This is a genomic window from Pseudoduganella sp. SL102 (assembly GCF_027856995.1).
GTDB classification, from domain to species: Bacteria; Pseudomonadota; Gammaproteobacteria; order Burkholderiales; family Burkholderiaceae_D; genus Rugamonas; species Rugamonas albidiflava.
Genome location: NZ_CP115554.1, coordinates 6,939,508 through 6,964,473 on the forward strand (window position 1 = coordinate 6,939,508; position 24,966 = coordinate 6,964,473).

A 24,966-nucleotide genomic window follows, 5' to 3' on the forward strand; every position below is an offset into this window, starting at 1 on the left:
GACCCCGGAATTGCACTTGGGGTGGGCTTATCAAGCGACATTAGAGCCTGTGCACGGTTTTACTACGACACTCCGCCCTCAATTGCGCAGGTTGATACCCACCATCAGGCGCCGGCCCGGGTACGAGTAGTCGTTGATGCTCGGCGTGCCGTCGGCGAAGGCGGCATACTTGCCCTGGCTGTTCGAGGTGGTTTCCTTGCCCAGGTTGCGGCCCTCGGCGAAGATCTCGATCGAGTCGTTGATGCGGTAGGCGATCTTGGCGTCGATGAAGCGGTTGGCATCGCGGAAGTTCGGCGAGCCGGGGTTGTACGGCTGCACGCCGATCCGGCTGCCACCACCGGCGCTCGGGTAGTTGTTCACCGAGTTCGCGCCGCAGGCGGCGATGCAGGTGAAGTACTCGGCGACGGCCTGCACCGCCACGCGGGCCGACAGCTTGCCGTCGTCATACCACAGCGACCAGTTGTACGAGTACTTCGACTCGCGGGCCGGCGGCAGCGGATCGCCCGTGATCAGGTCCACCACGTTGACGGCCGACGTGGCCGAGCGCAGCTTGGTGTAGTTCAGGTCCAGGCCGAAGTAGCGGAAGTGCCAGGGCAGGAACGTGAACGCCGTCTTGGACGAGAACTCGTAGCCCTTGCGGGTGGTGGCGGCGCCGTTTTCCCACGTGTTGTAGCTGAAGTCCACATCATCGAGCGCCGTGCCGGTTTGCGGATCGACCAGGTTGGAACCCTGGAACACCTTCATGCCGCTGACGCCGGCCACCTGCGCCGGACCGATCTTGCCCTTCTGGCGGAACGCCGTGACGGAGAACATCGAGTCGATGTTCGGATACCATTCCACGGACAGGTTCTGGTTGCGGTTCGACTGCGGCCGCAGCGCCGGATTGCCCACCGTGCCCGAGCAGCGCATGTCCGAGTCGTCGCTGCCGGACACCAGCGCGCGCGTTGCGTCGAACGTGCAGGTACCCGATGGAAGCAGCGAACCGACGCCCGGGCGCGCCACGGACTTCGACTGGTGCCAGCGCACCACCCACTGGTTCGGCACCACCCACAGTGCCAGGTTCCAGATCGGCAGGTAGTCGGTGTCGCTGGCCTCCATCGTGGTGGCGCGCGTGATCGAGGTCGTGGCCGTACCGCCGGCGACGTTCGGGTTCTGTGGATCGAAATTGGCCGTCGGGACGATCGACGTGAAGGTCATGTTGCCCGTGCCTTCGACCCGGGTATTGACGACGCGAACGCCGGCATTGCCGTCGAGCTCCATGCCGAACGGCAGCGGGCGTTCGGAAAACGGCACGTGGTCGAGCGCGAAGTCGGTCATGATGTAGCCGGACCTGGTGCGCTCGCGGAACTTGCTCACCGGTTGCTGGTACACCTTGCCATCCGTGCCCACGCATTCCTTCACGCAGTTGTAGTTCACGTTCGGCGATCCGACCATGCCGAACACCTTCTCCACGTCGATCTCGGTCCAGCCGTTGATCAGTTCGGCCGGGCGGTCCTTGGCACCGGCAAAGAACTGGGTGGTGGCTTTCTGCATCGATTGCGCGATGATGTCCTGGAACTGCGCCGGCGTCAGCACGGTCTGGCCCGACTGGATCGTCGCGGCGCCATACGAATTGCTCGGTACGAAACCGTACTGGCATGGCTTGCCGCCCGCGCCCAGCGAGCCTGGCGTGTCCTGGCAGGCGACGAAGGTGCTGCGCACGTTCGCCGACGGCACCAGGATCGCGCGCTGGTAACCCGGCTTGCCGTAATCCCCCACCGCCGACTGTGCTTCGTAGCCGCCGGCGCCCCAGCTGTTGCCGGAAGTATCGCGGAAATTGAAGCCGGTCTTCAGGCGCGTCAGGAACGGCACTTCGCCGGGCAGCGAGTACGTCAGGTCCAGCTTCGCGGTGCGTTCGCTGGTGTCGCTGATCTTCGGCGTGAACGTGATCTGCGGTGCCTGCGACTGCAAGGGCTGCTGGTCGATCGTATAGGCCGGCACGCCATTGAAGACATTGCCGGCCGCCTTCACCTCGGTCAGGGGCGCTGCCGCCGGGCGCACGGTGGCATATTGCGCCGGCGTGGCCGCGGACGGGTTGCCTTGCGGGAAAGCGTAGGTCCACAGGCCGTTGGGCAGTACCGACAGCGTCGCGGGCCCGTAGTTGTAGGTGAAGGTGGTGCGCTTGTCGCCCTTGGTGAAATCGGACCTGGCATCGCCCGCCATGAACTCGGCCAGCAGCCCGCCCCGGCGGAAGGTGCCGCCCAGCTGCAGGTAGCGGCTGCTGGTTTCCATGATGTTGTGGATCTGGTCCGTGCTCATGTTGCCGTCGGCGATCGTGAACCCGGTCACATGGTGGTTGGCGTCGACCGTGACGGAGCGGGGATCGACGTTGACCACCGCGTTCGTCCATGGAAAGTTCTCGCGGCGCCAGGTCGGCGTGTCGTAGCTGTGGTAGCCGGAACCGGCCACCGGCAAGAGCGTGCCGGCCGCCTTGTCTTCGGTATAGGCGGCGCCGCTGTAGGTGGGGCTGGCCGTCGATGTGGGATTGACGGACAGGCCGCCCAGGCCGTAGGTCAGGAAATTGTCGTCCACGCGGCGGCGCTGGTAGCTGCCCTTGCCGAACACGGTCAGTTCGTCGGTCAGCTTGAAGTCCAGCCGCAGGTCGAACGAACGGCGCTTGTCGATCTGCCGCTTCTGCACGTAGCGCAGCTGCAGGGGCGTGTAATCGTTCCACTGGTTCAGGCACGTCAGCAGTTCATTGCCGCGCTGGTTGATCGCGCCGGTGCGCGTGTTGCCTTCCTTGATCGAATTGACCTCGGCCGGCGTCAGGTTGGGGAACGCCGCGTAGCAGTCCGCCTTGCTTTGTGCCGCCGCCGAGCGCTGGATCAGTTCGAGCGGCGAGGCGGCGTTGAAGAACCCGCTCCCCGCGGCCAGTTGGCTCTGCAGGAATGGCCGGGTGGCGCTGGCGTTGTCGAGGTCGACGGTAGACGGATTGAATGCGAACGTCTTCTCCGGCGAGTTGTCGAAGTCGATGGCGCGGGCATAGCCGGCGTTGTTGCTGGTCACTTGCGCCGAGTGCCCTTCGTTGCGCAACTGCGAAGCGGAACCGTTGAACACCACGCCGAGGCGGCCGTTCAGGAACTGGTTCGCCAGCACTAGGTTGCCGTCGGGCGTCCAGTCCTTGTTCAGCGAATTCTGCGACCCGGCCAGGCGCAGCGAATAGAACGGCTTCTTGAAGTCCAGGCCGGTGCGGGTCTTGATGATGACGCCGCCGCCCAGCGAGCCTTCCGTCATGTCGGCGGTGGCACCCTTGACGATGTCCACGCTCTTGATCAGGTCGGCCGAGATCTCGCGCAGCTCCACGCCTCGGCCACTGCCGCCGCCATTCAGGTCGGTGCCGCCGCCGGCCTGCACGCCCTGGCCGTCGATCTCCACGCGGGTAACGTCCGGCGAATTGCCGCGCACGGCCACGCTGGTGCCTTCGCCAAAGTCGCCGCGCTCCACGGCGATGCCGGCGATGCGCGAAATCGCTTCGGCCACGTTGCGATCGGGGAAGGCCCCCACGTCTTCCGCGACGATCGAGTCCATCGCGGTGGCGGCGTTCTTCTTGCGCTCGATGCCCGACTGCTGCGATGCGCGGGTGGCCACCACCTGCACTTTCTGGATCGGCTCGGCCGACGCCCCGGCCGCGCCCTGCTGCGCCAGGGCCGGTGCGCTGCCCGCCATCGACGCCAGCGCCAGCGAGACGGCCGCGCTCAGCGTGCTGAGCCGGATTGGCTTGTTGGTGAAACTATGCATTCGCTACTCCACTTTTTTAATTGAATTCTTGCTCTTGATTACGTGGGTATATTTAAGCGGCTTATTGCAGCGTTACATTGGCCGCCCGGCCATCACTCAGCAAGTTGATCAAATTAAAAAGTTGCGAACGCAGCATAAGAATGGCTTCGATTCACTGGCAGGCGGGATAATGGGAAACTGGAATCGTTATCAGTCGGCGAAATGCGCAGTATTGTGCGCTATCGCTCAGCAAGGTGATCGAAGTGACGGTATTTTGCAGTGCACCATTGCGCAATCGACCGCCAGTTGGTCACCGTTGTATAAAACCAAATACGCATATCCAAGTTGGTGGCGTAAAACGGCGGAGGTATTCCAGACCGCCAAAAACCTATAGCGTTTGAATATAGCGAGCCAAAACAAAAAGCCGGCGGTGGTCGACCACGCCGGCTTCATATAACCTCGGAGTATCTTATTTTTCTATCTGGATATTATTTTCCGCGCCCCGCATTGATCAGGTAATTCTGGATCGGCGCCTCGGCCACCGAGGCCCACTGGTTCTGGTCCTGGCGGAATCTTTTCCACGGGTCGTAGATCTTGCGGAACTTGGCGTTCTTCGAGGCTTCCTCTTCCATCACGGCGGTGGAAGTCTTGAAACAGGCATCCATCACATCGCGCGGATAGGTACGCAGCTTGACGCCGTTCTTCAGCAGCCGGGCCAGCGCGGTGGGGTTCTTCACGTCGTATTCGGCCTGCATCGACACATGCGCCTCGTAGCTGGCCACCTCGATGGCGGCCTGGTACTCCTTGGGCAGTTTTTCCCATTCCTTGATGTTCACGTAGAACGTGAACGAGGCCGACGGCTCCCACCAGCCGGGCGCATAGTAGAACGGCGCCACCTTGAAGAAGCCCAGCTTTTCATCGTCGTACGGGCCGACCCATTCGGCCGCATCGATCGTGCCTTTTTCCAGCGCCGGGTAGATGTCGCCGCCGGCCAGCTGCTGCGGCACCACGCCCAGCCGTTCCAGCACCTTGCCGGCAAAGCCGGCCACGCGCATCTTGGTGCCCTTCAGGTCGGCCACCGACTTGATCTCCTTGCGGAACCAGCCGCCCATCTGCGTGCCGGAATTCCCGCCCAGGAAATTGATGATGTTGTAGTCCTTGAAGAACGCGCGCATCAGTTCGCGGCCGCCACCCTGGTCGTACCAGGCGGTGTGCTGGCGCGACGTGAGGCCGAACGGCACCGCGCAATCGAAGGAAAACGTGGAATCCTTGCCGAAGTAGTAGTACGAGGCGCTGTGGCCGCACTCCACGGTGCCGGCCTGTACGGCATCGAGCACCTGCAGGCCCGGCACGATTTCTCCGGCCGCGAACGAGCGGATGGTGAACTTGCCGTTGGTGAGCTGGGAAATGCGCTTGGTAAAGGTATCCGAAGCGCCGAAGATCGTGTCCAGCGACTTGGGGAAGCTGGAGGCGAGGCGCCAGGAAATGGTGGGCTGGGACTGCGCCAGGGCGGGAGCGGCGATGATGCCCGCACCTGCGCCCGCGGCAGCCTTCGCAATGAAGCGTCGACGTTCCATACGGTCTCCTGAGTTTTTTATAGCGTAGGAAAAACGTTACTGCTCAGGACAGTGTAGGGAAACGCCGATGGCGTGGCAACTGTTCAGTTGCCGGCGACGACCATCTTTTCGATCAGGATGGAACCCGTCTGTTTGGTGCCACGGATCAGCACGTCGTTGCCGATGCCGACGATCTGGCGGAACATTTCCTTCATGTTGCCGGCGATGGTGATTTCCTCGACCGGATACTGGATGATGCCGTTCTCGACCCAGAAACCGGAGGCGCCGCGCGAGTAATCGCCCGTCACGTAGTTGGTGCCCTGCCCCATCAGTTCGGTGACCAGCAGGCCGGTGCCCATTTTCTTCAGCATGCCGGCGAAGTCGTCTTCCGGCCGGGTGAGATTCGACGTGAGCGACAGGTTGTGCGAGCCGCCGGCGTTGCCGGTGGTCTGCATGCCCAGCTTGCGGGCCGTGTAGGTGGACAGGAAATAGCCCTGCAGCACGCCATCCTTGACGACATCGCGGTATTGCGTGCGCACGCCTTCCTCATCGAACGGCGCCGAACCGATGCCGCCCGGTACGTGCGGATCTTCGCTGACCTGCACGTGTTCCGGGAATACCTGCTGGCCCAGCGTATCGAGCAGGAAGGTGGACTTGCGGTACAGCGCGCCGCCCGACGTGGCTTGCACGAATGCGCCCAGCAGGCCGGCGGCCAGCGGTGCCTCGAACAGCACCGGGCAGGTGCGCGTGGTGATCTGGCGCGCGTTCAGCCGCGCCAGCGCCCGCTCGGCGGCATAGCGGCCGATGGCTTCCGGCGTGGCCAGCTTCTTCGGATCGCGCACCGAGCTGTACCAGTCGTCGCGCTGCATGTGGGCGCCCTTGCCGGCGATCGGCGTGGCCGAGATGGTGTGCCGCGAATACGGGTAGCCGCCGATGAAGCCGCGCGAGTTGGCCGACACGAAGTGCGACTGCTGCACGTGCACGCCGGCGCCTTCGCTGTTGGTCACGCGGGGATCGACCTGGAATGCGGCGGCCTCGGCGCGCTGCGCCAGCACCACTGCTTCCTCGGTGCTGATGGGCCACGGGTAGAACAGCTGCAGGTCGCGCGGGTCGCGTTCGAGCAGGTGTTCCTCCGCCAGCCCGGCCGCTTCGTCGTCCGCCGTGAAGCGGGCGATGTTGTAGGCCGCTTCCACGGTGGCGCGCAGCGATGCGGTGGAAAAATCCGACGTCGATGCATTGCCGCGCTTCTGGCCGACGAAGACGGTGACACCGAGGCCCTTGTCCTTGTTCTGCTCGATCGTCTCGATCTTGCCCTTGCGAACCGACACCGACAGGCCGCTACCTTCGCTGATCTCGACGGCGGCATCGGTGCCGCCGGTCTCGCGCGCATAACTCAATACGTCTCGCGCGATCTGTTTCAACTGGTCCTGGCTGTGGGTGAAATGCGATTCGCTCATAGGGTGTTTTGGTCGGCTAATCTTTAAAACAGTTATCATAGCAGCCGTTTACCGTTTTTACAGGCGCGCCTGAAGTGGCGCGTTTTTCATCATGCCAAATGCAAACCGCGGGGCCGTCGGCTTCGATTCCTCCGAGTTCCAGGAAAAATACGAGCGTCCCTCCAAGACCGAAATGAAACGCCAGTCCGACGCGCTGCAAGCCCTGGGCCTCGAACTGGTGGAACAGCCGCGCGACCGCGTGAAGCGCGTGCCGATGCCGGAGGACGTGAAGGATGCCATTCTGGAATGCCAGAACATCAAGAATCACGAAGGCCGCCGCCGCCAGCTGCAATTCGTCGGCAAGAAGATGCGCACGCTGACCGAAGAGGAAGTGGCCATCATCCAGCGCACCATCGAAGGCTGGAAAGGCGCGTCGAAGGCCGATACGGCCGCGCTGCATGCGCTGGAGCGCCGCCGCGACAAGCTGCTGGCCGACGACCAGGCACTGACCACCCTGCTGGCCGAGCACCAGGAACTGGATGCCCAGCACCTGCGCGCGCTGATCCGCAATGCGCGCAAGGAACAGGCCGAGAACAAGCCGCCGAAGGCGTACCGCGAAATCTTCCAGCTGCTCAAGGAACTGGACGCCAAGACGCGCGGCGCGGCCAAGGCGGCTGCCGATGCCGACGCCGATGCCGAGGATGAGGACGATGACGAACGGGACGAATGACCAGGTGAGCCGGGAGCCGGCCGAGCTCGTGATCGGACTGGTGTCGGTGTCGGACCGCGCCAGCGGCGGCGTCTACCAGGACGCCGGCATCCCCGCGCTGGAAGAGTGGCTGCGCAGCGCGATCACCACGCCGTTCCGCGTCGAGACGCGCCTGATCCCGGACGAGTGCGCCACCATCGAAGCCACGCTGGTCGAACTGGTCGATACGGTGAAATGCCACCTGGTGCTGACCACCGGCGGCACCGGCCCGGCCCGCCGCGACGTGACGCCCGAAGCCACGCTGGCCATCGGTACCAAGGAAATGCCGGGCTTCGGCGAGCAGATGCGGCAGATCAGCCTGCATTTCGTGCCGACCGCGATCCTGTCGCGGCAGGTCGCCGTGATCCGCGAGATACCCGACGTGTCGCCACCTCATGCCGCGCTGGTGATGAACCTGCCCGGCCAGCCGAAGTCCATCAAGGAAACGCTGGAAGGCTTGAAGGACGACGCCGGCAACCAGGTCGCCGCCGGCATCTTCGCCGCCGTGCCCTACTGCATCGACCTGATCGGCGGCCCGTATATCGAAACCGACGGCGCCGTGTGCAAGGCGTTCCGGCCGAAGTCGGCACTGCGCAATCCACCCGACAACAAGGCGGCGGCCACGCCCCTGCAATGACGAGGACATCCATGATCGACGTACTGCCCAATATCGAAGTTTCCACCAACGACAACCCGCAGGTCGCGATCATCTGGATGCACGGCCTGGGCGCGGACGGCAACGACTTCGTGCCGTTCGTGAAGGAACTGAACCTGTCCGGCCTGCCGGGCATCCGCTTCATCTTCCCGCACGCGAACACCATGCCGGTGACCATCAACGGCGGCTATGTGATGCGCTCGTGGTACGACATCGCCCATACCGACCTGGGCCGCCAGGAAGACGAAAAAGGCCTGCGCGCCTCGCAGGCGCAGGTGGAAGCCCTGATCGCCCGGGAAAAATCGCGCGGCATCCCGGCCAGCCGCATCATCCTGGGCGGCTTCTCGCAAGGCTGCGCGATGACCCTGCAGACCGGGTTGCGCCACCAGGAAAAGCTGGCCGGGCTGCTGTGCCTGTCCGGCTACGTGCCGATGGCCGACAAGGTGGCCGCCGAGCGCAGCCCCGCCAACCAGGACACCCCGATCTTCCTCGTGCACGGCCGGCTCGACCCGGTGATCCCGATCGCCCGCGCCACCGCCTCGCGCGACCTGCTGCAATCGCTGGGCTACCAGGTCGAGTGGCACGACTACTACATGCAGCACTCCGTATGCCCGGAAGAAGTGAACGACATCTCCGGCTGGCTGCACAAGATCCTGAAGTAAGACTGTTGCGGCAAAAACGGTGACAGGCACCGATTAAACCGGAACGACTGTTGCAGCAAAAACGGTGACAGGCACCATTTACATCGCAACGACTGTTGCAAGAAAAATGGTGACTGTCACCGTTTTTAGAAAAATGGTGACTGCCACCGTTTTTCGCCGCCGTATTTCACATCACTCCGGCAGTGGCGCGGCCGGGGATGGTGGCGCCGCCGTTTGCGCGGCGTTCATCACCATCGCCAGGAACGTGTAGTAGCCACACAATCCCATCAGGTCCGTGACGCCGTGCTCGCCGAACCGGCGCAGCGCGGCGCCGTACGTGGCGTCGGACACCCGCCTGTCCCGCTGCAGCTCCATGCAAAAGTCGAACACCGCCTGCTCGTCCGGTGCCAGGCCGGCTGGCGCGCGGCGCTGCGCGATGGCGTCGACGATGCCCGTTGCAATGCCCGCTTCCACCGCGATGGGCGCATGGATCGCCCACTCCACCTGCTGGTTCCAGTGCCGCGCGGCGACCAGGATCGCCAGTTCGGCCAGCCGCGGGCCCAGCGCGCTGCGGTAGCGCAGGTATTCGCCCATCCGCTGCGCATGCTGCATCAGTTCGGGACTGCGCAGCAGCGGCACGAAGGGACCGTACAGCGCGCCGCGCGGACCGTCGATGACGGCCTGGGCGGCGACGTGTTGTTCCGGCGTCATATGTTCCGGCGCAATCGGGGGCAGGCGATCTGTCATGTGGGAAATACTCGCTGAAGGCACGAGATAAATCAATACCACGGTGTTTCCTCAAGGCTACTGTCGCCAGGACAAGCCACCACGACGAGGACACCATGAGCAAGATGATCCACCGGAACCTGCGCCATACGCCACCCACCGCCGTGTGCGCGTTCGGCATGTACCTGCGCGACAGCAAAGGCAATACGTACCTGGATGCGAGCGGCGGCGCGGCCGTGTCGTCGCTGGGCCATGGCCACCCGGACGTGCTGGCCGCGATGGGCGCGCAGATGAAAACGACGGCCTACGCGCACTCGGGCTTCTTTACCACCGACGTGGCCGAGGAACTGGCGCAGCGCCTGGCCACCGATGCACCGGGCGACCTGAACAACGTGTACCTGGTGTCTGGCGGTTCCGAGGCGGTGGAATCGGCGCTGAAGATGGCGCGCCAGTACTTCGTCGAGAATGGCGAACACGAACGCCGCATCTTCATCGCCCGCCAGCAAAGCTACCACGGCAATACGCTGGGCGCGCTGGCCCTGGGCGGCAACGAGGCGCGGCGCAGGCAGTTCGAACCGCTGCTGATGGACGTGGCGCGCGTGTCGCCATGCCATGAATACCGCTATCGCCCGGCCGGGCAGGAAGTCGCCGAATACACCGCCGGCCTGCTCGCCGAACTGGAACAGGCCATCCTCGACGTGGGCCCGCACAGCATCATCGGTTTCTGCGCCGAACCCGTGGTGGGCGCCACGCTGGGCGCCGTGCCGCCCACGCCCGGCTACTTCAAGGGCGTGCGCGCGCTGTGCGACAAGTACGGCATCCTGTTCATCGCCGACGAAGTCATGTGCGGCATGGGCCGTACCGGCACGCTGTACGCCATCGAGCAGGATGGCGTGGTACCGGACCTGGTCGCGCTGGGCAAGGGCCTGGCCGCCGGCTACCAGCCGATCGGCGCCGTGCTGGCGCGCGACCACGTGGTGGAACGGCTGCGCGGCGGCAGCGGCGTCTTCCAGCACGGGCACACGTACAACGCCCACCCGGTGGCGGCGGCCGCCGCGCTGGCCGTGCAGAAGATCATCAAGCGCGACTGCCTGCTGGGCGCGGCCACCGTGCGCGGCACCACGCTGCGGCGCATGCTGCGCGATGCGTTCGGTACGCATCCGCACGTGGGCGACATTCGCGGCCGCGGCTTGCTGGTGGGGCTGGAACTGGTGCAGGACCGCGAAACGAAGCGCCCGTTCGACCCGGACCTGAAGCTGTTCGCGGCGGTGAAGGAGCAGGCGATGGACTGCGGGCTGATGGTGTACCCGATGGGCGGCACGGCCGACGGCAGGCGCGGCGACCATATCCTGCTGGCGCCGCCGTTCATCGCCACCGAGGCGGACCTGGCGCAGATCGTCAGCCGCCTGTCGGATGCGCTGGGGCGGGCCCTGGCGGCGATCCGGCCGGCTTGATCAGAACTGCTGGAACCCGATCACGTCCTGCTGCTGCTCGCCCAGCCCGGCGATGCCGAGCCGCAGCAGGTCGCCCTTCTTCAGGAAGCGCTTGCGCGCCATGCCCACGCCGGGCGGCGTGCCGGTGGCGATGATGTCGCCCGGTTCCAGCGTCATGAATTGCGACAGGTACGCGACGATCTGCGGCACCTTGAAAATCATCGTCGACGTGTTCCCCGTCTGCATGCGCTTGCCGTTCACTTCCAGGTACAGGTCGAGGTCGTTGACGTCCCATACTTCATCGCGCGTGACGAGCCACGGGCCGACCGGGCCGAACGTGTCGCAGCCCTTGCCCTTGTCCCACTGGCCGCCCCGTTCGAGCTGGAACTCGCGCTCGGAGACATCGTTCACCACGCAGTAGCCGGCCACGTATTTCTCGGCATCGGCTTCGCTGACATGGCGCGCGCGGGTGCCGATGACGACGCCCAGTTCCACTTCCCAGTCCGTCTTCTTCGAGCCCTTGGGCAGCATCACCGGATCGTCCGGGCCGGACAGGCTGGTGATCGCCTTCATGAACACGATCGGTTCCTTCGGCACCGGCAAGTTCGATTCGGCCGCGTGGTCCGCGTAATTGAGGCCGATGCCGATGAACTTGCCCACCTTCCCCACCGGCACGCCGAAGCGCGGATTGCCGCGCACCAGCGGCAGCGTGTCGTGCGGGACCTTGGCGATCTTCTTCAATACCTTGTCCGACAGATTGGCGCCGGCGAGGTCGCCGATCACGCCCGACAGGTCGCGCAGCCTGCCTTCATCATCGATCAGGCCCGGCTTTTCCTTGCCGACGCGCCCATAACGAACCAGTTTCATTTTCTCTCCTACTCATGATGCGGCGAAAGCGGGCCAGCAGCCTGCGCTTCCGGTCAAAGCGGAGATTCTACAGGGTTCGCGAGAAGCGGCCTGCGCCGGCGCCGGAAGAAGCGGACGATGCCTGGCAATTGCAGCACTACCAGCAGCAGGAACGCGGCCCGGTAGGCGGCGCCCGGATAGCGCTGCGCGGCGTCCGGCGGCCACAGGTCGACGACCAGGCCGAAGCCCGCCTGCACGAGGAAGGCACCGGTGAAGATCAACAGGTTCAGGCACGTCGCGGCACGTCCCGCGAGTGCCGGCGGCAGCGCCCGCGCGACGATCGTGTACTCGATGCCGGTGACGGTGCCCACCAGTGCGAACAGCACGGACAGCATCGCACAGCAGGAAAATGAAGCAGGCGAAGCCGCGGGCTGCCAGGCCACCACGAAGCCGCACTGCACCGCGACGAACAGCGCGACGCCGATGCCGGCCACCGTGATCGGTTCCGCACCGCGCCGGCCCGCCCATTCGGTCACGGTGCCCACGGCGATCGCGCCGAAGATCACGGCGGCCATGCCGATGGACAGCAGCCATGCCACGTCCTGTTCGGAGCACCGCCCCGCGTCCGTCAGCCAGCGCCCGATCCACAAGCCCTGGATGCCGAAGAACACCGCGTGCGGCACCAGCACCAGCGACGCTGTCTCGCGGAATGCCGGGTGGCGGAACACCTCGGCGAGGTCCGCCATGCCGAAGGGCTGCCGCGGCGCGGCCGGCTGCGCGGGCGCCAGCAGCAGCACCAGCAGCGCCACGCCCACGCAGCACAGCGCCAATATGATGAACAGCGCGCGCCAGTCCGCGTGCTGCAGGAACAGGGTGACCGGCAGCGTGGACGAGGCCGCGCCCAGGCCGCCGGCGGCGATCAGGTAGCCCTGCACCGACGGCATGCGTTCCGGCGCGACCCACATGGCGATCGCCTTCACCGTGGCCATGAAGCAGCCGGCCAGGCCGAGCCCCATCACCGTGCGCGCCGCCAGCAGCTGCGCGAAGCCGGTGCCGGACGCGAAGGCGAACGTGCCCGCGGCGGCCAGCAGCAGCATCGGCACCTGCACCCGGCGCGGCCCGAAGCGGTCCAGCGCGACCCCGACCGGCAACTGGGCCAGCGCGAACGCCAGGAAGTAGGCGCTGGTGAGCAGTCCCATGTCGCCCGGCGTCAGCGCCGCCGTGTCCACCAGCTGCGGCGCCAGCACCGCGTTCACCGTGCGCAACAGGCAGGACAGGTAATGCCCCAGCGCGAAAGGCAGGAGCGCGAGACACAGCATGGCCGGCCCGGACAGCCGCGCGCCAGGCACGCGGGCCATCGGCGCCGTGCAGGCGGGCGCGGGATGGAGATCAGGCGCGGATACGGACGCGGGTGCGGCCATGGTCAGGCGGCGTTGCCCTGCGAGGTGCACGAGCGCGCGCTGGTGATCGGGATCACCTTGCGCTGCGGCGGCACGTGCAGCGCCTGCGGCGCGTCGTCGGTCTCGAAGAAGAATTTCTCCTTGCCGAAGGCGGGCTTCAAGTGATCGAGCCAGGTGGCGTTCTCGTCGTACTTGGCGAAGAAGGGCTTCTTCACCCAGTCCGGATTGCGCGCCTGCAGGAACTGCAGCGCGAACAGCTTTTCGCCGTTGATGGTCACCACGCCATCGATCGCGACCTTGCCGGGGAAGGCGCTCATCGACGGGCCGCGCACCGTGCGCGCCAGGCCGGAGACCATCTGGTAAGCCTGCTGGAAGATCTCGTGCGCGCGTGCCAGCGGCAGCTGGAAGTATTCGCTCGGCCCGGTGTCGCGCTCCACGAACATGTAGTACGGGATCGCGCCCAGGCGCACGCCGGTGCGCCACAGTTCGGCCCAGCTGTGCGGATCTTCGTTGATGTGGCGGATCAGCGGACCCTGCATGCGCAGCGTGGCGCCGGTGCCGACGATGCGCTTGACGGCTTTCTGGGCGATGTCCTGGCGCAGTTCCACGGCGTGGTTGTAGTGCCCCATGATCGCCAGGTTCTTGCCGCTCGCCACCACCTTCTCGAACAGGCGCAGCAGGTCGTCCGCATCCTTGTCGGTGACGAAGCGCTGTGGCCAGTACGCCACGGATTTCGTGCCGATGCGGATGTTCTGGATATGCGCCATGTCCGGCGCCAGCAGCGGCTCGATGAATTCGGCCAGCGAGCGGGTATTCATGACCATCGGGTCGCCGCCGGTGATCAGCACGTCCGTCACTTCCTCGTGCGCCTTCAGGTACGACACCAGTTCCGTGGTTTCCCGGGCATCGAATTTCATGTCGTCCATGCCGACGAACTGCGGCCAGCGGAAGCAGAAGGTGCAGTAGGCATGGCAGGTCTGGCCCGCGCTGGGGAAGAACAGCACGGTTTCCTTGTACTTGTGCTGCAGTCCCTTCAGCACGTGGTCGTTCACGCGCGGCACATTGTGCGTCATCTGGCCGGCCGGGTGCGGGTTCATGCGCATGCGGATCTTGTGGACCAGCGCGGCGATCGCTGCGTCGTCCTGCTTCACCATCACGAGGTCGCGCAGCTGGCGGTACTCGTCCACCGGCAGCATGTCGCGGTGCGGGAACACCAGGCGGTAGATGGGATCGTCCGGGACGTTGGCCCAGTCGATCAGGTTCTCCATCACATATTCGTTGGTGCGGAACGGCAGCACGTGTGAGACCACCTGCACGGCTTCCTGCTGGTCCGGCGGCAGCCATTGCCACTGGCGGGCCTGGCGGATGCTCTGGCGGGTGTAGGGCTTGAATTTTTGCGGGGCGAAATCGGTCGTCATTGTGGGTGCTCCGTTTGATTGCTCCGGGTTAAAGGAAACCACATCGTAGACATGCCCCAACTGATCATGTTGCAGTAAATCAATATCCGCACGGAAAATCTTCGTCGCGTTTTCTGACACCTTGCGCTAGCGCAATTTCTCGCCGGCAGCATCGGCGCACAATGGTTTGACCTTAACCAACCACGGGAGCTCCCCATGAAACAAGTACTGATCCGCAGCATGGCCTACCTCGCATTTGCCAGTGTCAGCGCCTTCGTCTTCGCCGCCCAGCCGACCGAGAAGGATGCGATCGCCATGGCCGAACGCGGCGCCGCATTCATGAAGGCCAGCGGCAAGGAAGCGCTGATGAAGAAGCTGGCCGCCAAGGACCCGGAATTCGTGCAGGGCGAGCTGTATGTGGACATGCGCGACATCAACACGGGCATCGTGATCGCCCATCCGATCAACCCGTCGATCGTCGGCAAGAACCTGACCGACGTGCCGGACGCCAGCGGCAAGGTGTATCGCCGCGAGATCATCCAGCTGGCCGCCAGGGATGGCAAGGGCTGGGTCGACTACATGTACAAGAACCCGGTCAGCGGCAAGATCGAACCGAAGACGACGTACATCCTGCGCGTCGGCGACGTGGTGCTGGAAGCCGGCATCTACAAGAAATAAAGACGCCGCCCACGGGTCGCGCGCCACGCATCCTTTCTTTACCTCATTGATCCAAGCTTCACTCATCCAAGCTTCATTCATCCATCATCCCTGGCGGGAGCAGTCATGTTGAACAAATTACGAATCGGTCCCAAACTGTTGCTGGCGCCCAGCGTCGTGCTGATCTTGCTGGTGGCCATCACGGCCTGCGCCTGGATCGGCATGGTGCGCCAGAACGCATCGCTGGAAAACCTGGTGCAGGTGCGCGCCGCGCGCCTGAAGGCCACGGCGGACATCGCCGGCGAAGCCAAGTTCGCCCATGCCAACATCTACCAGTTGCTGGCATGGGTCAACGGCAGCTTCGCGAAAACGCGGCTGGACGAGCTGACGGACCGCATCCACTCCCGCCACCGCAGCATCGAACAGCAGCTGGTGCAGCTGGCGCGCGTGTCCGACGCCGAAGAGCGCAAGCTGGTCGACGCCTCCAGCCAGGCGCTGATCGCCTATCGCAAGGGTGTGCTGGAAACCATCGAGATGGCCCAGATGGACCAGTCGATCGCCACCAATGCGATGCAGAAGGCGGAGCGCCAGTTCGTGCTGCTCGAAGAAGACCTGCAGCGGCTGGCGGCGCTGGAAAAATCGCTGTCGGAAACGGCGCACGCGGCGGCCAAGGCGGAGTTCCGCCAGCTGGGCATCGCGATGGCGGCCTTGTGCGTGCTGTCGGTAGCGCTGTCATTGCTGGTATCGATGCTGGTGCGCACCGCGCTGCTGCGCGATATCCGCTCGATCGCCGACGTGGTGCGCAGCCTGGCCGCGGGCCGGCTCACCTCCGCCAAGCCGAATGCCGGCCGCGACGAGATCGCGGAAACGGCGCGCGTGCTGGACCAGAGCATCGCCAACCTGAACCAGACCTTGCGCACGATACGCGGCGCGGTGCAGTCGATCGGTACCGCTTCCCATGAAATCGCGGTGGGCAACCTGGACCTGTCCAGCCGAACCGAGCAGCAGGCCGGCTCGCTGGAGGAAACGGCCAGCGCGATGGCCAGCCTGACGACGGCCGTGCGCCAGAACGCCGAGAATGCCCGCGAAGCGTGCCGGCTGGCGGCCACCGCCACCTCGATGGCGGAAAAAGGCGGCGATGCCGTGTCGCAGGCCGTGACGACGATGGAATCGATCCGCTCCAGCTCTCGCAAGATCGTGGAAATCACCGGCGTGATCGACAGCATCTCGTTCCAGACCAATATCCTGGCGCTGAACGCGGCCGTGGAGGCGGCCCGGGCAGGCGAGCAGGGGCGCGGCTTCGCCGTGGTGGCCAGCGAGGTGCGCACGCTGGCGGCCCGCTCGGCGGCGGCGGCCAAGGAAATCAAGGAACTGATCGCCAGGTCGGTGTCCACGATCGACGACGGCGCCGCGTCCGTCAGCCTGGCCGGCCGCAGCATGGGCGATATCGTGTCATCGGTGCAGCAGGTGAACCACATCATCGGCCGCATCAGCGCGGCCAGCGCGGAACAGGCGCAGGGCATCGCCGAGGTCAACCAGGCGGTCGGCCAGATCGACGACGTCACGCAGCAGAACGCGGCCCTGGTCGAACAGGCCGCCGCCGCCGCCGAAAGCCTGCAGGAACAGGCGGTCAGCCTGTCGCGCGCGGTGAACGTGTTCGAGCTGGATGCGGCACGCGACCAGCCGGCCCGGGCGCTCCCCGCGAGCGCCCACGATGACGAACGCCGGGCGGCGGACAGCGCGATGCGCGGGCTGCGGCTGCAGGCGCCGGTGCACGGCAGCGATCGCCACCGGCAGCGCGGCTGACAGGGGCACGGCGAGCGGCTGGGGCGTTACGGGCGGAACGGCTTGCTCAGGTATGGCGAGCGGGCCACGCCGAAGCGCCACGGCGTGTCCATCGCCTTCGAGATGCCGATGCGGGGACCGGCGGCGACCGGCAACGCCATCGCCTCGGCATCGCGCGGCAGCAGGTGGAACGGCGGCAGCGCCAGCGGCTTGCCGTTGTGCTCGCGCGTGATGCCCAGCGCCTGGCAGACCCGGCCGGGACCGGAAGCCAGCAGCCGCGGATCCTGCAAGCCGCGGCGCGCCGCCATCGTCTCGATCCCGTGCAAGGGTTCGATCGCGCGGATCAGCACACCGGCGCCATGGCCCTCTTCCCGGCACACGAAGTTGAGGCACCAGTGGATACCGTACGAGCGGTACACATAGGCATGCGCCGGCGGACCGAACATCGCGGCGTTGCGTTCGGTCGGCCCGTTATAGGTGTGGGAAGCGGGATCTTCGCGGTCGTAGGCTTCGGTTTCGACGATCCGGCCGCCCACGCCATCGACCAGCACGGTCACCCCGATCAGCAGCCGCGCCACCTCGTGCGATGGTGCATTGAAGTCAATTCCAGCAAGAAAAGTCGTCATGCGGAGATTGTAGCGCCGCGCCGCGCAAGCCCGCGCCGGGCTCGGCACTCTTGCCGGATCGGCAAGTGCAATCTGTTCGTTTCGCTATCAATCCGGCGCGGATGGGCAACATTCACGGGAGAACACGATAAAAAATCGGTGCAAAATGATATTGCCGTACCGAAACAAGCGATAATGGCACGTTCGTTGACTTTCGCCGCAGTTCCATTACAACCATGACCGCCACCACCACTCCTGCCAGGGAAGCCGCCGTCGAAGACGCCCTGCTGCGTTCGATCCGCATTCCCCCTCGCCCGAGTCTGCTGGTGGACCTGCAGGCCGAGCTGGCCGATGACGATCCTTCGCCGCGCCGCATCGCCCGCATCATCGGCAACGACGTGGGCATGTCCGGCGCACTGCTGAAGCTGGCCAATTCGCCGTTCTTCGGCGCCGCCCGCAAGGCCAAGTCGGTCGAGCAGGCGATCAATTTCCTGGGCATCAACCAGTGCGCGGCCTTGCTGACGGGCCTGCTGGCACGGCAGGCGATCGATGGCGGCAGCGGCGCCCTGAACCAGTTCTGGGACACCAGCGCGCGGCGCGCCGAGTCGCTGGTGTTCATCGCCCGCCGGTTGCGCATCGCCCCGGCGGACATCGCCCACACGTTCGGCCTGTTCTGCGACATCGGCGTGCCGCTGCTGATGGACCGTTTCGCCGGCTACGCCGACACGCTGGCGATCGCCGGGCGCGACACGCTGCGCCGCTTCACCGACGTGGAAGACGCGCTGCACAGCACCAACCATGCCGCCATCGGCTGCCTGCTGGCACGCAACTGGGGCCTGTCGCCGGACGTTTCCTGGGCCATCCTGCACCACCACGACTACGCGGTGCTGGACGACGACGCCACCGACGACGCGATCCGCTCGCTGGTGGCCGCCTCGGTGCTGGCCGAACGGGGCATTGCGCGCTACCATGGCAACCGCGATTCCCTGGAGTGGGAAAAAGGCGGCGAACCGGCCTGCCGCCACCTGGGCCTGGATGCCGGGGAGGCGGAAGACCTGCTCGAGGAATTGCACGACACTTTCCACATCGATCACTGACGATGCCCGCTCCGGGTATCGGGAAACCCATGCCCAAGAATAAAAAACCCGTTCCCCGCAAGTCCGCCATCCCCGCCGAAGAAAAAGAGGAAGTCCAGGTCGCCGCCCTGTGCGCGCTGGCGCTCGAGCTGGCCGAACAGGAAGACAGCGACACGCAGGCCGACGCGCTGCGCCAGAAGGAAGCGGAGTTCCAGCGCCTGCTGCGGCGCTACCTGAACGGCAACCACGACGACCTGCTGTACGGCGCCATCGACCTGGCCAGCCACGAGGATATCGGCGCCTGGCGGCTGCTGCGCGGCGCCGTCGAGGAAGCGGCGGCGTCCCTGCAGATCCGCCGCATGAATGGACCGGACCCTGCACCGGCACTGGAAATCGATGTCTTCGCGATTCCCGTCTTCGTCGGCAGCACGGGCGGCCTGGTGGAAGCGGAAGGATTCCAGGACGACGAGGCCTACCAGGCGCTGCTCGACAGCATGAAGCAGGCCGGCCTGGAAAGCCCGAAGGCCAAGCTGGTACTGGTCCGCCATGCGTACGACGCGGCCGAGGCCAGCGCCATCACCTACAGCCAGCTGCACGCGATGGCGCGCGAAGCGTCCGCCGTGCTGGGCAACAAGAAGGTGGCCGAGGCGCCGGCGCTGGAACGCAGCATCACCGGCTGGAGCGGCACCGCGTTCGGGCCGGACGATGCGGCGGTGGAACTGCGCTTCCTGGTCGGCTTCTCGCAAAAGCACGCCGACGATCCGTTCTACGCCGTGCCGGCCGACGAGGCGCAGGCCGATGCGTGGTTCGAGGCCCGGATGGAACGCTACCGCCGCTGGACCGAGGAAGCCGCGCCGCTGGTGCGGCGCCTGCTCGCGCCGGCCGGCCGGCCGTTGCAGCTGAACTTCCTGTACCAGGACCTGTTCTTCGGCGCGCGCCAGCAGGGCCTGGCGGAACAGGCGATGCTGGCGCTGATGGCCACGCTGGGCGCCGCGCTCGACGGGCACGGCGGCCCGTTCCGCGCCGTCGTCGGCCCGGCCGATGTGCAGGGCGACATGGTGCTGCGCGTGCAGCTGTTGGGCGGTGACGGCGCCGTGGTGGCCAGCGGCGAACGGCCGCTGGAACTGGGCAGCGACCTGGCCGTGGAAGTCGACGACGTGCGCGATGCGCTGGTCACGCTGGGCGTGGAAGACGTGGCGGTAGCTTCCCGCTTCGATGCGCAGGGCAACGCCATCGACCCGCGCCCGCTCCCATAAGTCCGGCACTACCACCAGGTCCTGCGGCACCATCCGGCACCCGGGACTCGTTTCCACTTCGGCTACACTGCACGCTTCTTGTGTTGACCGAACGAAGGAAACGATGTCCCGTCCCCTGCCCGCGCCGCTCGGCGCCCTTGCCCTCTCCCTCGCTGTTCCCCTCGTCCTTGCCTTCGGCGGCGTCCAGGCTGCCGGGCTGGCCGCCCACGACGACGCACCGGCCAAGGAAGCCAAGAGCGACCTGGCCGAACGCTACACCAAGTACGAATACCGCATTCCCATGCGCGATGGCGTGAAGCTGTTCACCGTGGTCTACGTGCCGAAGGATACCGGCCGCAGCTATCCCTTCCTGATGCAGCGCACGCCGTACAGCGCGGGCGTGTACGCGGGCGAGCAGCTGCGCTACGGCGTGAACTTCATGCCGAAGCAGATCGGTCCGTCGAAGGAATTCGAGGAAAGCGGCTACATCTTCGTCAAGCAGGATGTGCGGGGCCGCTTCATGTCCGAGGGCAGATGGCAGGAAATGACGCCGCACGCCAAGGCGCAGCGCCTGGCGGGCGAAGGCAACGAATCGCAGGACATGCACGACACCGTCGAGTGGCTGCTGAAGAACGTGCCGAACAATAACGGCAAGGTCGGCATCCTCGGCATCAGCTACCCTGGCTTCTATACGTCGGCCAGCATCATCGATTCGCACCCGGCCATCAAGGCCGCGTCGCCGCAGGCGCCGATCACCGACCTGTACATGGGCGACGACGCCTACCACGGCGGCGCCTTCATGCTGGCCGCCAACTTCGACTTCTATGCCGCGTTTACCGAGGAACCGAACCCGACACCGCTGCCGAAAACCTGGAGCGACTTCGACTACGGCGTGCCGGACGGCTACGATTACTTCCTGCAGCGGCTGACGCTGGCGAACATCGCGTCGAGCCTGTCGGACCGGCAGCGCACGCTGTTCGCGCCGATGATCGAGCACACCACCTACGACGACTTCTGGAAGAGCCGCAATATCGCGCCGCACCTGAAGAACGTGAAGGCCGCCGTGCTGACGGTGGGCGGCTGGTACGACGCGGAAGACCTGCAAGGGCCGTTCACGACCTACCACGCCATCAAGAAACATAACCCGTCCACGTTCAACGGCCTGGTGGTGGGCCCGTGGGTGCACGGCGGCTGGGCCGGCGGCGACGGCAAGAGCCTGGGCCGCGTCCAGTTCGATGCCAATACGAGCGACTACTTCCGCAAGCAGATCCAGTATCCGTTCTTCGAGCAGCACCTGAAGGGTGTCAAGCCGGCCAGGGCGATCGCCGAGGTGACCGCCTTTGAAACGGGCACCAACGTGTGGCGCCAGTACACCGCATGGCCGCCGCAGGCGGCGAAACCGCGCATCCTGTACTTCGGCGCGAACGGCGGGCTGGGCTGGCAAAAGCCCGCCACGGCGGCCGACCGCGACAGCGGCTACGACGAATACGTCAGCGACCCGAAGAAGCCGGTGCCGTTCGTCGGCTACCCGGCCACCGGCGTGCCGAAGGAATACATGGTGTCGGACCAGCGCTTCGCCGCCACCCGGCCGGACGTGCTCGTCTACCAGACCGAACCGCTGGAAGACGACGTGACGATCGCCGGCCCCGTCACGCCGAAGCTGTTCGTGTCCACCAGCGGCACGGATGCCGACTGGGTGGTCAAGCTGATCGACGTCTATCCGAACGAGTATCCGGGCGGCGACGAGGAGCGCCAGCGCGGCAAGGATGTCCCGGCGCCGAAGCTGGCCATGGCCGGCTACCAGCAGCTGGTGCGCGGCAATCCGCTGCGCGGCAAGTTCCGCAGCAGCTTCGAGCGGGCCGAGCCATTCGTGCCGGGCAAGGTCGAGGCGGTCAATTTCCACCTGGGCGACGTGCACCACACGTTCCGCCGCGGGCACCGCATCATGGTGCAGGTGCAAAGCTCGTGGTTCCCGCTGGTCGACCTGAATCCGCAGACGTTTACCGATATCCCGACGGCCAAGCCGGAGGATTTCAGGAAGGCCACGCAGCGCGTCTACCATGCGCCGGAAACGCCTTCCGGCCTGCAGTTGCTGGTGATGCCGTCCCGCTGACGGCGCGGCTTTGACAAGCGAAACGGCGGGGAGGATACTGGCCTGATCGGAGGGCCGCCATGTCTACTTGTCCGCTCGTTTCCCTGCCGGCTGATTTGCACGCTGATCTGCACGCTGATCCGCACGCCGATCGGCCGGCATCCCTGCTCCGCATCGCGCTATCGGCGCTGGCCCTGCTGATGGCGTTCCTGCTGTCCGGTTGCGCAACGGCGCCCGCCCCCGAGGAGGCGCCGGGCGAGCTGTTCGCCGATCACCTGTTCGGCCCGTCCACCGCCACGCTGACCGAAGCGGAAATCTTCGGGCTGACGCCGGCCATGAAAGCCTATGTCAAGGAAGTGCAGCGCCACCGCCGGGGCCGCGAAATCCGCCGCGCCCTGTTCGAAGCGCTGTACCAGCGCGACGGGCTGCAGCTCGAATACGATTCGGCGCTGACGCGCACCGCCGCGCAGGCCTTCGCGGCGCGCCAGGGCAATTGCCTGTCGCTGGTCATCATGACAGCGGCGCTGGCCAGCGAGATGAACATTCCCGTCGTGTTCCAGGACATGCCCGTCGACGATGCGTGGAGCCGCAGCGGCGACCTGTACTTCAACAGCGGCCACGTCAACCTGAAACTGGGCCGTATCCTGCGCGAGAGCGTGTCTTCCTACGACAGCGCCACCTACATGGTGGTCGACTTCCAGCCGCCGCCCGATCGCCGGCCCGTGGAAGGCAATCCGATCAGCCGCCAGACGGTGGTGGCGATGTTCATGAACAACCGCGCCGCCGAGGCGCTGGCCCGCGACCGCTTCGACGAAGCCTACTGGTGGTCGCGCCACGCGATCGTGGCCGACCCCTCGCTGCTGTACGCCTACAACACGCTGGCCGTGGTGTACCGCCGCCATGGCAATCCGGCGATGGCCGAACGCACGCTGCGCTGGGCGCTGGATCGGGAGCCGAAGAGCACGATGGTGTTGAACAACCTGGCCCAGCTGCTCGATGCCGAAGGCCGCAAGGCCGAAGCCACCGTGATGCGCGAACGGCTGGCCCGGCTGCAACCGGTCACGCCGTTCTATTACTTCAACCTGGGCCGCACCGCGATGGCGATGGGCGACTGGCAGCGCGCCCGCCAGCTATTCGAACGCGAATTGCAGCGCGACCCGGATTACCACGAGTTCCACGCCTGGCTGGCGGCCGCGCTGCGGCAGCTGGGCGATCACCGCCGTGCCGACCAGCACATCAAGCGGGCCATGGCGACCAGCACGACCCGCACCGACCATGCGCTGTATGCGGCCAAGCTGGACCGCCTGCGCGCCCATGCGGCGCCCACGCCTTCCCACTGAGGGCGGGGCCTAGCTCCAGGCAACACCCCTAGCGAAAACGCAACAACATGCGCGACGCCCAGCCGTGTTTGGCGGTAGACTGGGCTCATGAGTACTTCGCGAAAAGTTGCCGCCGCTGTCGGCGTAGTTGGTTTCCTTTGGGCAGGCATGGTTTCCGCAATCGCGGCCGGCCAGCGCAAGCTGCTGGTTAATCCCACGCTCGTGCGCGAGGTGCAGAGTCCGCGCAGCAGTGCGCACCGCACGCGCGCCGTGGTGCTGCACGCGCACGACGGCACCCGCCTGGCCGGCTGGCTGATGACACCGAACACGCCAGGGCCGCACCCGGCCGTGGTGTACTTCGGCGGCCGCTCGGAAGAGGTGTCGTGGGTAGTGCGCGATGCCGGCAACCTGTTTCCCGGCATGGCCGTGCTGGCGATGAATTACCGCGGCTACGGCGATTCGCGCGGCGAACCGGGCGAAGAGCACATGGTCGAGGACGGCTGCATGCTGTTCGACTGGCTGTGCGGCCGCCGCAACGTGGACAAGGGGCGCGTTGCCGTGATCGGCCGCAGCCTCGGTTCCGGCGTGGCGGTGCAGGTCGCCAAGGAACGGCCGGCGCACTCGGTAGTGCTGATCACGCCCTACGACTCGATCCTGGCGCTGGCCCAGCGCCGCTTCCGTGGCGTGCCCGTCAGCTACCTGCTGCGCCACCGCTTCGAATCGATCAAGTACGCGTCGCTGCTGTCGGCCCCTACCTATGTGCTGCGCGCCGCCAGCGACGACGTGGTGCCGCACATGCACACCGACGTGCTCGTATCGAAACTGCTGCGCGTGCACATGGACGAGACGATTCCCGAATCGGATCACATGAACATTCCCTACCTGCCGGCCACGCAGCAAAAGATCGCCCACTTCCTCACCACGCAGTTCACCCTCACCCAGCCGCTGCAGCCGGTGCCGGACGATACGCCGACGGCGGCCTGATCACTTCGCTGGAAAACCGCGCTCGAAGCCGATAAACCGCACCGGCACAGGGCCGGTCAGCCACACGCCGTTGTCGGACCGGTGGAACACCTGCCCATGCGCATGGAGTTCCCCGGCGCGGACTTCCAGCACGACCGGCACGCCATAGCGCGCGCCCACCCTGAGCGCCGTTTCGCGCTCCGTTGAGAGGTGCACGTGCTGCCGCGAGCCCGGCCGCAGCCCCGACTGGCGGATCGACGCGACGAAGCGGCTGGCCGTGCCGTGGTACAGCACGGCGGGCGGCACCGCCGGGGCCAGTTCCAGGTCCACCGAACGCAAGGAATGGCCCTGGCTGGCCCGGATCCGCGTGCCGTCCTCGCTGAACGCAAAGCGCTGCTTGTCGTTGCTGGCGACCACTTCGCGCAGGGTGTCCAGCGTGAGCGGGGTACCGTGGCGCGTGGCCTTGTCCAGCAGTTCGGCCACGTCGGCCCAGCCGTTCCGGTCCAGGGCCAGGCCGATCGTATCGGGCGCGTGGCGCAGGATCAGGGACAGGAAACGGCTGGTGCGTTCGTGGGCAGGCTTGGCAGGCATCGGTGGCAACTCCGGAGGTCGATGCCCCGATGATAGCCGAGCCCCGATC

The 24,966-nt window shown here is 65.9% G+C and carries 20 protein-coding genes; 11 read left to right on the forward strand and 9 right to left on the reverse strand.

Features of this window, described 5'->3' with window-relative positions:
* Positions 1 to 78 precede the first annotated feature (78 nt).
* The 3 genes from OU994_RS29410 to pmbA all read right to left on the reverse strand — a co-directional run bounded on the left by OU994_RS29410 (position 79) and on the right by pmbA (position 6,769).
* Complete coding sequence (locus OU994_RS29410; protein WP_281608777.1) at positions 79 to 3,777, reverse strand: TonB-dependent receptor; 3,699 nt, start codon at positions 3,775 to 3,777, stop codon at positions 79 to 81.
* A 467-nt stretch (positions 3,778 to 4,244) separates the two neighbouring features.
* Positions 4,245 to 5,333, reverse strand: coding sequence for a TRAP transporter substrate-binding protein (locus OU994_RS29415; RefSeq protein ID WP_131143845.1), 1,089 nt, complete (start codon positions 5,331 to 5,333; stop codon positions 4,245 to 4,247).
* Between the two features lie 83 nt (positions 5,334 to 5,416).
* Complete coding sequence (pmbA, locus tag OU994_RS29420) at positions 5,417 to 6,769, reverse strand: metalloprotease PmbA (protein ID WP_131143844.1); 1,353 nt, start codon at positions 6,767 to 6,769, stop codon at positions 5,417 to 5,419.
* A gap of 91 nt (positions 6,770 to 6,860) precedes the next feature.
* On the opposite strand from pmbA, the gene yjgA reads away from it, so the two are divergent.
* Genes yjgA through OU994_RS29435 form a run of 3 tightly spaced genes read left to right on the forward strand, consistent with a single transcriptional unit; the run spans position 6,861 to position 8,813 of the window.
* Positions 6,861 to 7,478, forward strand: a complete 618-nt coding sequence (gene yjgA, locus OU994_RS29425) for a ribosome biogenesis factor YjgA (protein ID WP_131143843.1) — start codon at positions 6,861 to 6,863, stop codon at positions 7,476 to 7,478.
* The gene (mog, locus tag OU994_RS29430) at positions 7,459 to 8,133 is read left to right on the forward strand and encodes a molybdopterin adenylyltransferase (protein ID WP_281608778.1); all 675 of its coding nucleotides are present in this window, start codon (positions 7,459 to 7,461) and stop codon (positions 8,131 to 8,133) included. The genes yjgA and mog overlap by 20 nt, the downstream gene beginning before the upstream one ends.
* A gap of 11 nt (positions 8,134 to 8,144) precedes the next feature.
* Complete coding sequence (locus OU994_RS29435) at positions 8,145 to 8,813, forward strand: alpha/beta hydrolase (RefSeq protein ID WP_281608779.1); 669 nt, start codon at positions 8,145 to 8,147, stop codon at positions 8,811 to 8,813.
* Between the two features lie 171 nt (positions 8,814 to 8,984).
* Here OU994_RS29435 and OU994_RS29440 read toward each other — a convergent pair whose 3' ends face one another.
* Positions 8,985 to 9,539 (reverse strand): carboxymuconolactone decarboxylase family protein, encoded by a 555-nt coding sequence (locus tag OU994_RS29440; RefSeq protein ID WP_281608780.1) that lies wholly within the window; start codon positions 9,537 to 9,539, stop codon positions 8,985 to 8,987.
* 95 nt (positions 9,540 to 9,634) lie between these two features.
* Between OU994_RS29440 and OU994_RS29445 the strand changes: the two genes are divergently transcribed.
* Entirely contained in the window at positions 9,635 to 10,972 is a 1,338-nt protein-coding gene (locus OU994_RS29445; RefSeq protein WP_281608781.1) for an aspartate aminotransferase family protein, read from the forward strand.
* Here the strand turns inward: OU994_RS29445 and OU994_RS29450 are convergent, their stop codons facing one another.
* Genes OU994_RS29450 through OU994_RS29460 form a run of 3 tightly spaced genes read right to left on the reverse strand, consistent with a single transcriptional unit; the run spans position 10,973 to position 14,615 of the window.
* The gene (locus OU994_RS29450; RefSeq protein ID WP_281608782.1) at positions 10,973 to 11,818 is read right to left on the reverse strand and encodes a fumarylacetoacetate hydrolase family protein; all 846 of its coding nucleotides are present in this window, start codon (positions 11,816 to 11,818) and stop codon (positions 10,973 to 10,975) included.
* Between the two features lie 53 nt (positions 11,819 to 11,871).
* A complete protein-coding gene (locus OU994_RS29455; protein ID WP_281608783.1) occupies positions 11,872 to 13,218 on the reverse strand; it encodes an MFS transporter in 1,347 nt (448 codons plus the stop codon).
* Between the two features lie 2 nt (positions 13,219 to 13,220).
* On the reverse strand, positions 13,221 to 14,615 hold the full coding sequence (locus OU994_RS29460) for a KamA family radical SAM protein (RefSeq protein WP_281608784.1): 1,395 nt from the start codon (positions 14,613 to 14,615) through the stop codon (positions 13,221 to 13,223).
* Positions 14,616 to 14,810: 195 nt separating this feature from the next.
* Between OU994_RS29460 and OU994_RS29465 the strand changes: the two genes are divergently transcribed.
* Together OU994_RS29465 and OU994_RS29470 are read left to right on the forward strand one after the other, a co-directional pair.
* A complete protein-coding gene (locus OU994_RS29465) occupies positions 14,811 to 15,272 on the forward strand; it encodes a cache domain-containing protein (RefSeq protein ID WP_281608785.1) in 462 nt (153 codons plus the stop codon).
* 105 nt (positions 15,273 to 15,377) lie between these two features.
* Entirely contained in the window at positions 15,378 to 17,057 is a 1,680-nt protein-coding gene (locus OU994_RS29470) for a methyl-accepting chemotaxis protein (protein WP_281608786.1), read from the forward strand.
* Positions 17,058 to 17,083: 26 nt separating this feature from the next.
* On the opposite strand, the gene OU994_RS29475 is transcribed toward OU994_RS29470, so the two are convergent.
* Positions 17,084 to 17,662 (reverse strand): DNA-3-methyladenine glycosylase, encoded by a 579-nt coding sequence (locus tag OU994_RS29475; protein WP_131143834.1) that lies wholly within the window; start codon positions 17,660 to 17,662, stop codon positions 17,084 to 17,086.
* Positions 17,663 to 17,877: 215 nt separating this feature from the next.
* Here OU994_RS29475 and OU994_RS29480 point away from each other — a divergent pair, with 215 nt between their 5' ends.
* From OU994_RS29480 to OU994_RS29500, 5 genes are all read left to right on the forward strand, one after another.
* Positions 17,878 to 18,738: an HDOD domain-containing protein gene (locus OU994_RS29480; RefSeq protein WP_131143833.1), complete on the forward strand. Its 861-nt coding sequence runs from the start codon at positions 17,878 to 17,880 to the stop codon at positions 18,736 to 18,738.
* A gap of 29 nt (positions 18,739 to 18,767) precedes the next feature.
* A complete protein-coding gene (locus OU994_RS29485; protein WP_281608787.1) occupies positions 18,768 to 19,973 on the forward strand; it encodes a hypothetical protein in 1,206 nt (401 codons plus the stop codon).
* A 103-nt stretch (positions 19,974 to 20,076) separates the two neighbouring features.
* Positions 20,077 to 22,065, forward strand: coding sequence for a CocE/NonD family hydrolase (locus OU994_RS29490; protein ID WP_281608788.1), 1,989 nt, complete (start codon positions 20,077 to 20,079; stop codon positions 22,063 to 22,065).
* A gap of 59 nt (positions 22,066 to 22,124) precedes the next feature.
* Positions 22,125 to 23,384: a tetratricopeptide repeat protein gene (locus OU994_RS29495; protein ID WP_281608789.1), complete on the forward strand. Its 1,260-nt coding sequence runs from the start codon at positions 22,125 to 22,127 to the stop codon at positions 23,382 to 23,384.
* 147 nt (positions 23,385 to 23,531) lie between these two features.
* Positions 23,532 to 24,347, forward strand: coding sequence for an alpha/beta hydrolase (locus tag OU994_RS29500; RefSeq protein ID WP_281608790.1), 816 nt, complete (start codon positions 23,532 to 23,534; stop codon positions 24,345 to 24,347).
* Here the strand turns inward: OU994_RS29500 and OU994_RS29505 are convergent, their stop codons facing one another.
* On the reverse strand, positions 24,348 to 24,917 hold the full coding sequence (locus OU994_RS29505; RefSeq protein ID WP_281608791.1) for an RNA 2'-phosphotransferase: 570 nt from the start codon (positions 24,915 to 24,917) through the stop codon (positions 24,348 to 24,350).
* Positions 24,918 to 24,966: the final 49 nt, after the last annotated feature.

Coding starts and splice junctions, on each gene's coding strand:
- OU994_RS29410 (WP_281608777.1), bottom strand. CDS start 3,777: ATGCATAGTTTCACCAACAAGCCAATCCGGCTCAGCACGCTGAGCGCG.
- OU994_RS29415 (WP_131143845.1), bottom strand. CDS start 5,333: ATGGAACGTCGACGCTTCATTGCGAAGGCTGCCGCGGGCGCAGGTGCG.
- pmbA (WP_131143844.1), bottom strand. CDS start 6,769: ATGAGCGAATCGCATTTCACCCACAGCCAGGACCAGTTGAAACAGATC.
- yjgA (WP_131143843.1), top strand. CDS start 6,861: ATGCCAAATGCAAACCGCGGGGCCGTCGGCTTCGATTCCTCCGAGTTC.
- mog (WP_281608778.1), top strand. CDS start 7,459: ATGACGAACGGGACGAATGACCAGGTGAGCCGGGAGCCGGCCGAGCTC.
- OU994_RS29435 (WP_281608779.1), top strand. CDS start 8,145: ATGATCGACGTACTGCCCAATATCGAAGTTTCCACCAACGACAACCCG.
- OU994_RS29440 (WP_281608780.1), bottom strand. CDS start 9,539: ATGACAGATCGCCTGCCCCCGATTGCGCCGGAACATATGACGCCGGAA.
- OU994_RS29445 (WP_281608781.1), top strand. CDS start 9,635: ATGAGCAAGATGATCCACCGGAACCTGCGCCATACGCCACCCACCGCC.
- OU994_RS29450 (WP_281608782.1), bottom strand. CDS start 11,818: ATGAAACTGGTTCGTTATGGGCGCGTCGGCAAGGAAAAGCCGGGCCTG.
- OU994_RS29455 (WP_281608783.1), bottom strand. CDS start 13,218: ATGGCCGCACCCGCGTCCGTATCCGCGCCTGATCTCCATCCCGCGCCC.
- OU994_RS29460 (WP_281608784.1), bottom strand. CDS start 14,615: ATGACGACCGATTTCGCCCCGCAAAAATTCAAGCCCTACACCCGCCAG.
- OU994_RS29465 (WP_281608785.1), top strand. CDS start 14,811: ATGAAACAAGTACTGATCCGCAGCATGGCCTACCTCGCATTTGCCAGT.
- OU994_RS29470 (WP_281608786.1), top strand. CDS start 15,378: ATGTTGAACAAATTACGAATCGGTCCCAAACTGTTGCTGGCGCCCAGC.
- OU994_RS29475 (WP_131143834.1), bottom strand. CDS start 17,662: ATGACGACTTTTCTTGCTGGAATTGACTTCAATGCACCATCGCACGAG.
- OU994_RS29480 (WP_131143833.1), top strand. CDS start 17,878: ATGACCGCCACCACCACTCCTGCCAGGGAAGCCGCCGTCGAAGACGCC.
- OU994_RS29485 (WP_281608787.1), top strand. CDS start 18,768: ATGCCCAAGAATAAAAAACCCGTTCCCCGCAAGTCCGCCATCCCCGCC.
- OU994_RS29490 (WP_281608788.1), top strand. CDS start 20,077: ATGTCCCGTCCCCTGCCCGCGCCGCTCGGCGCCCTTGCCCTCTCCCTC.
- OU994_RS29495 (WP_281608789.1), top strand. CDS start 22,125: ATGTCTACTTGTCCGCTCGTTTCCCTGCCGGCTGATTTGCACGCTGAT.
- OU994_RS29500 (WP_281608790.1), top strand. CDS start 23,532: ATGGTTTCCGCAATCGCGGCCGGCCAGCGCAAGCTGCTGGTTAATCCC.
- OU994_RS29505 (WP_281608791.1), bottom strand. CDS start 24,917: ATGCCTGCCAAGCCTGCCCACGAACGCACCAGCCGTTTCCTGTCCCTG.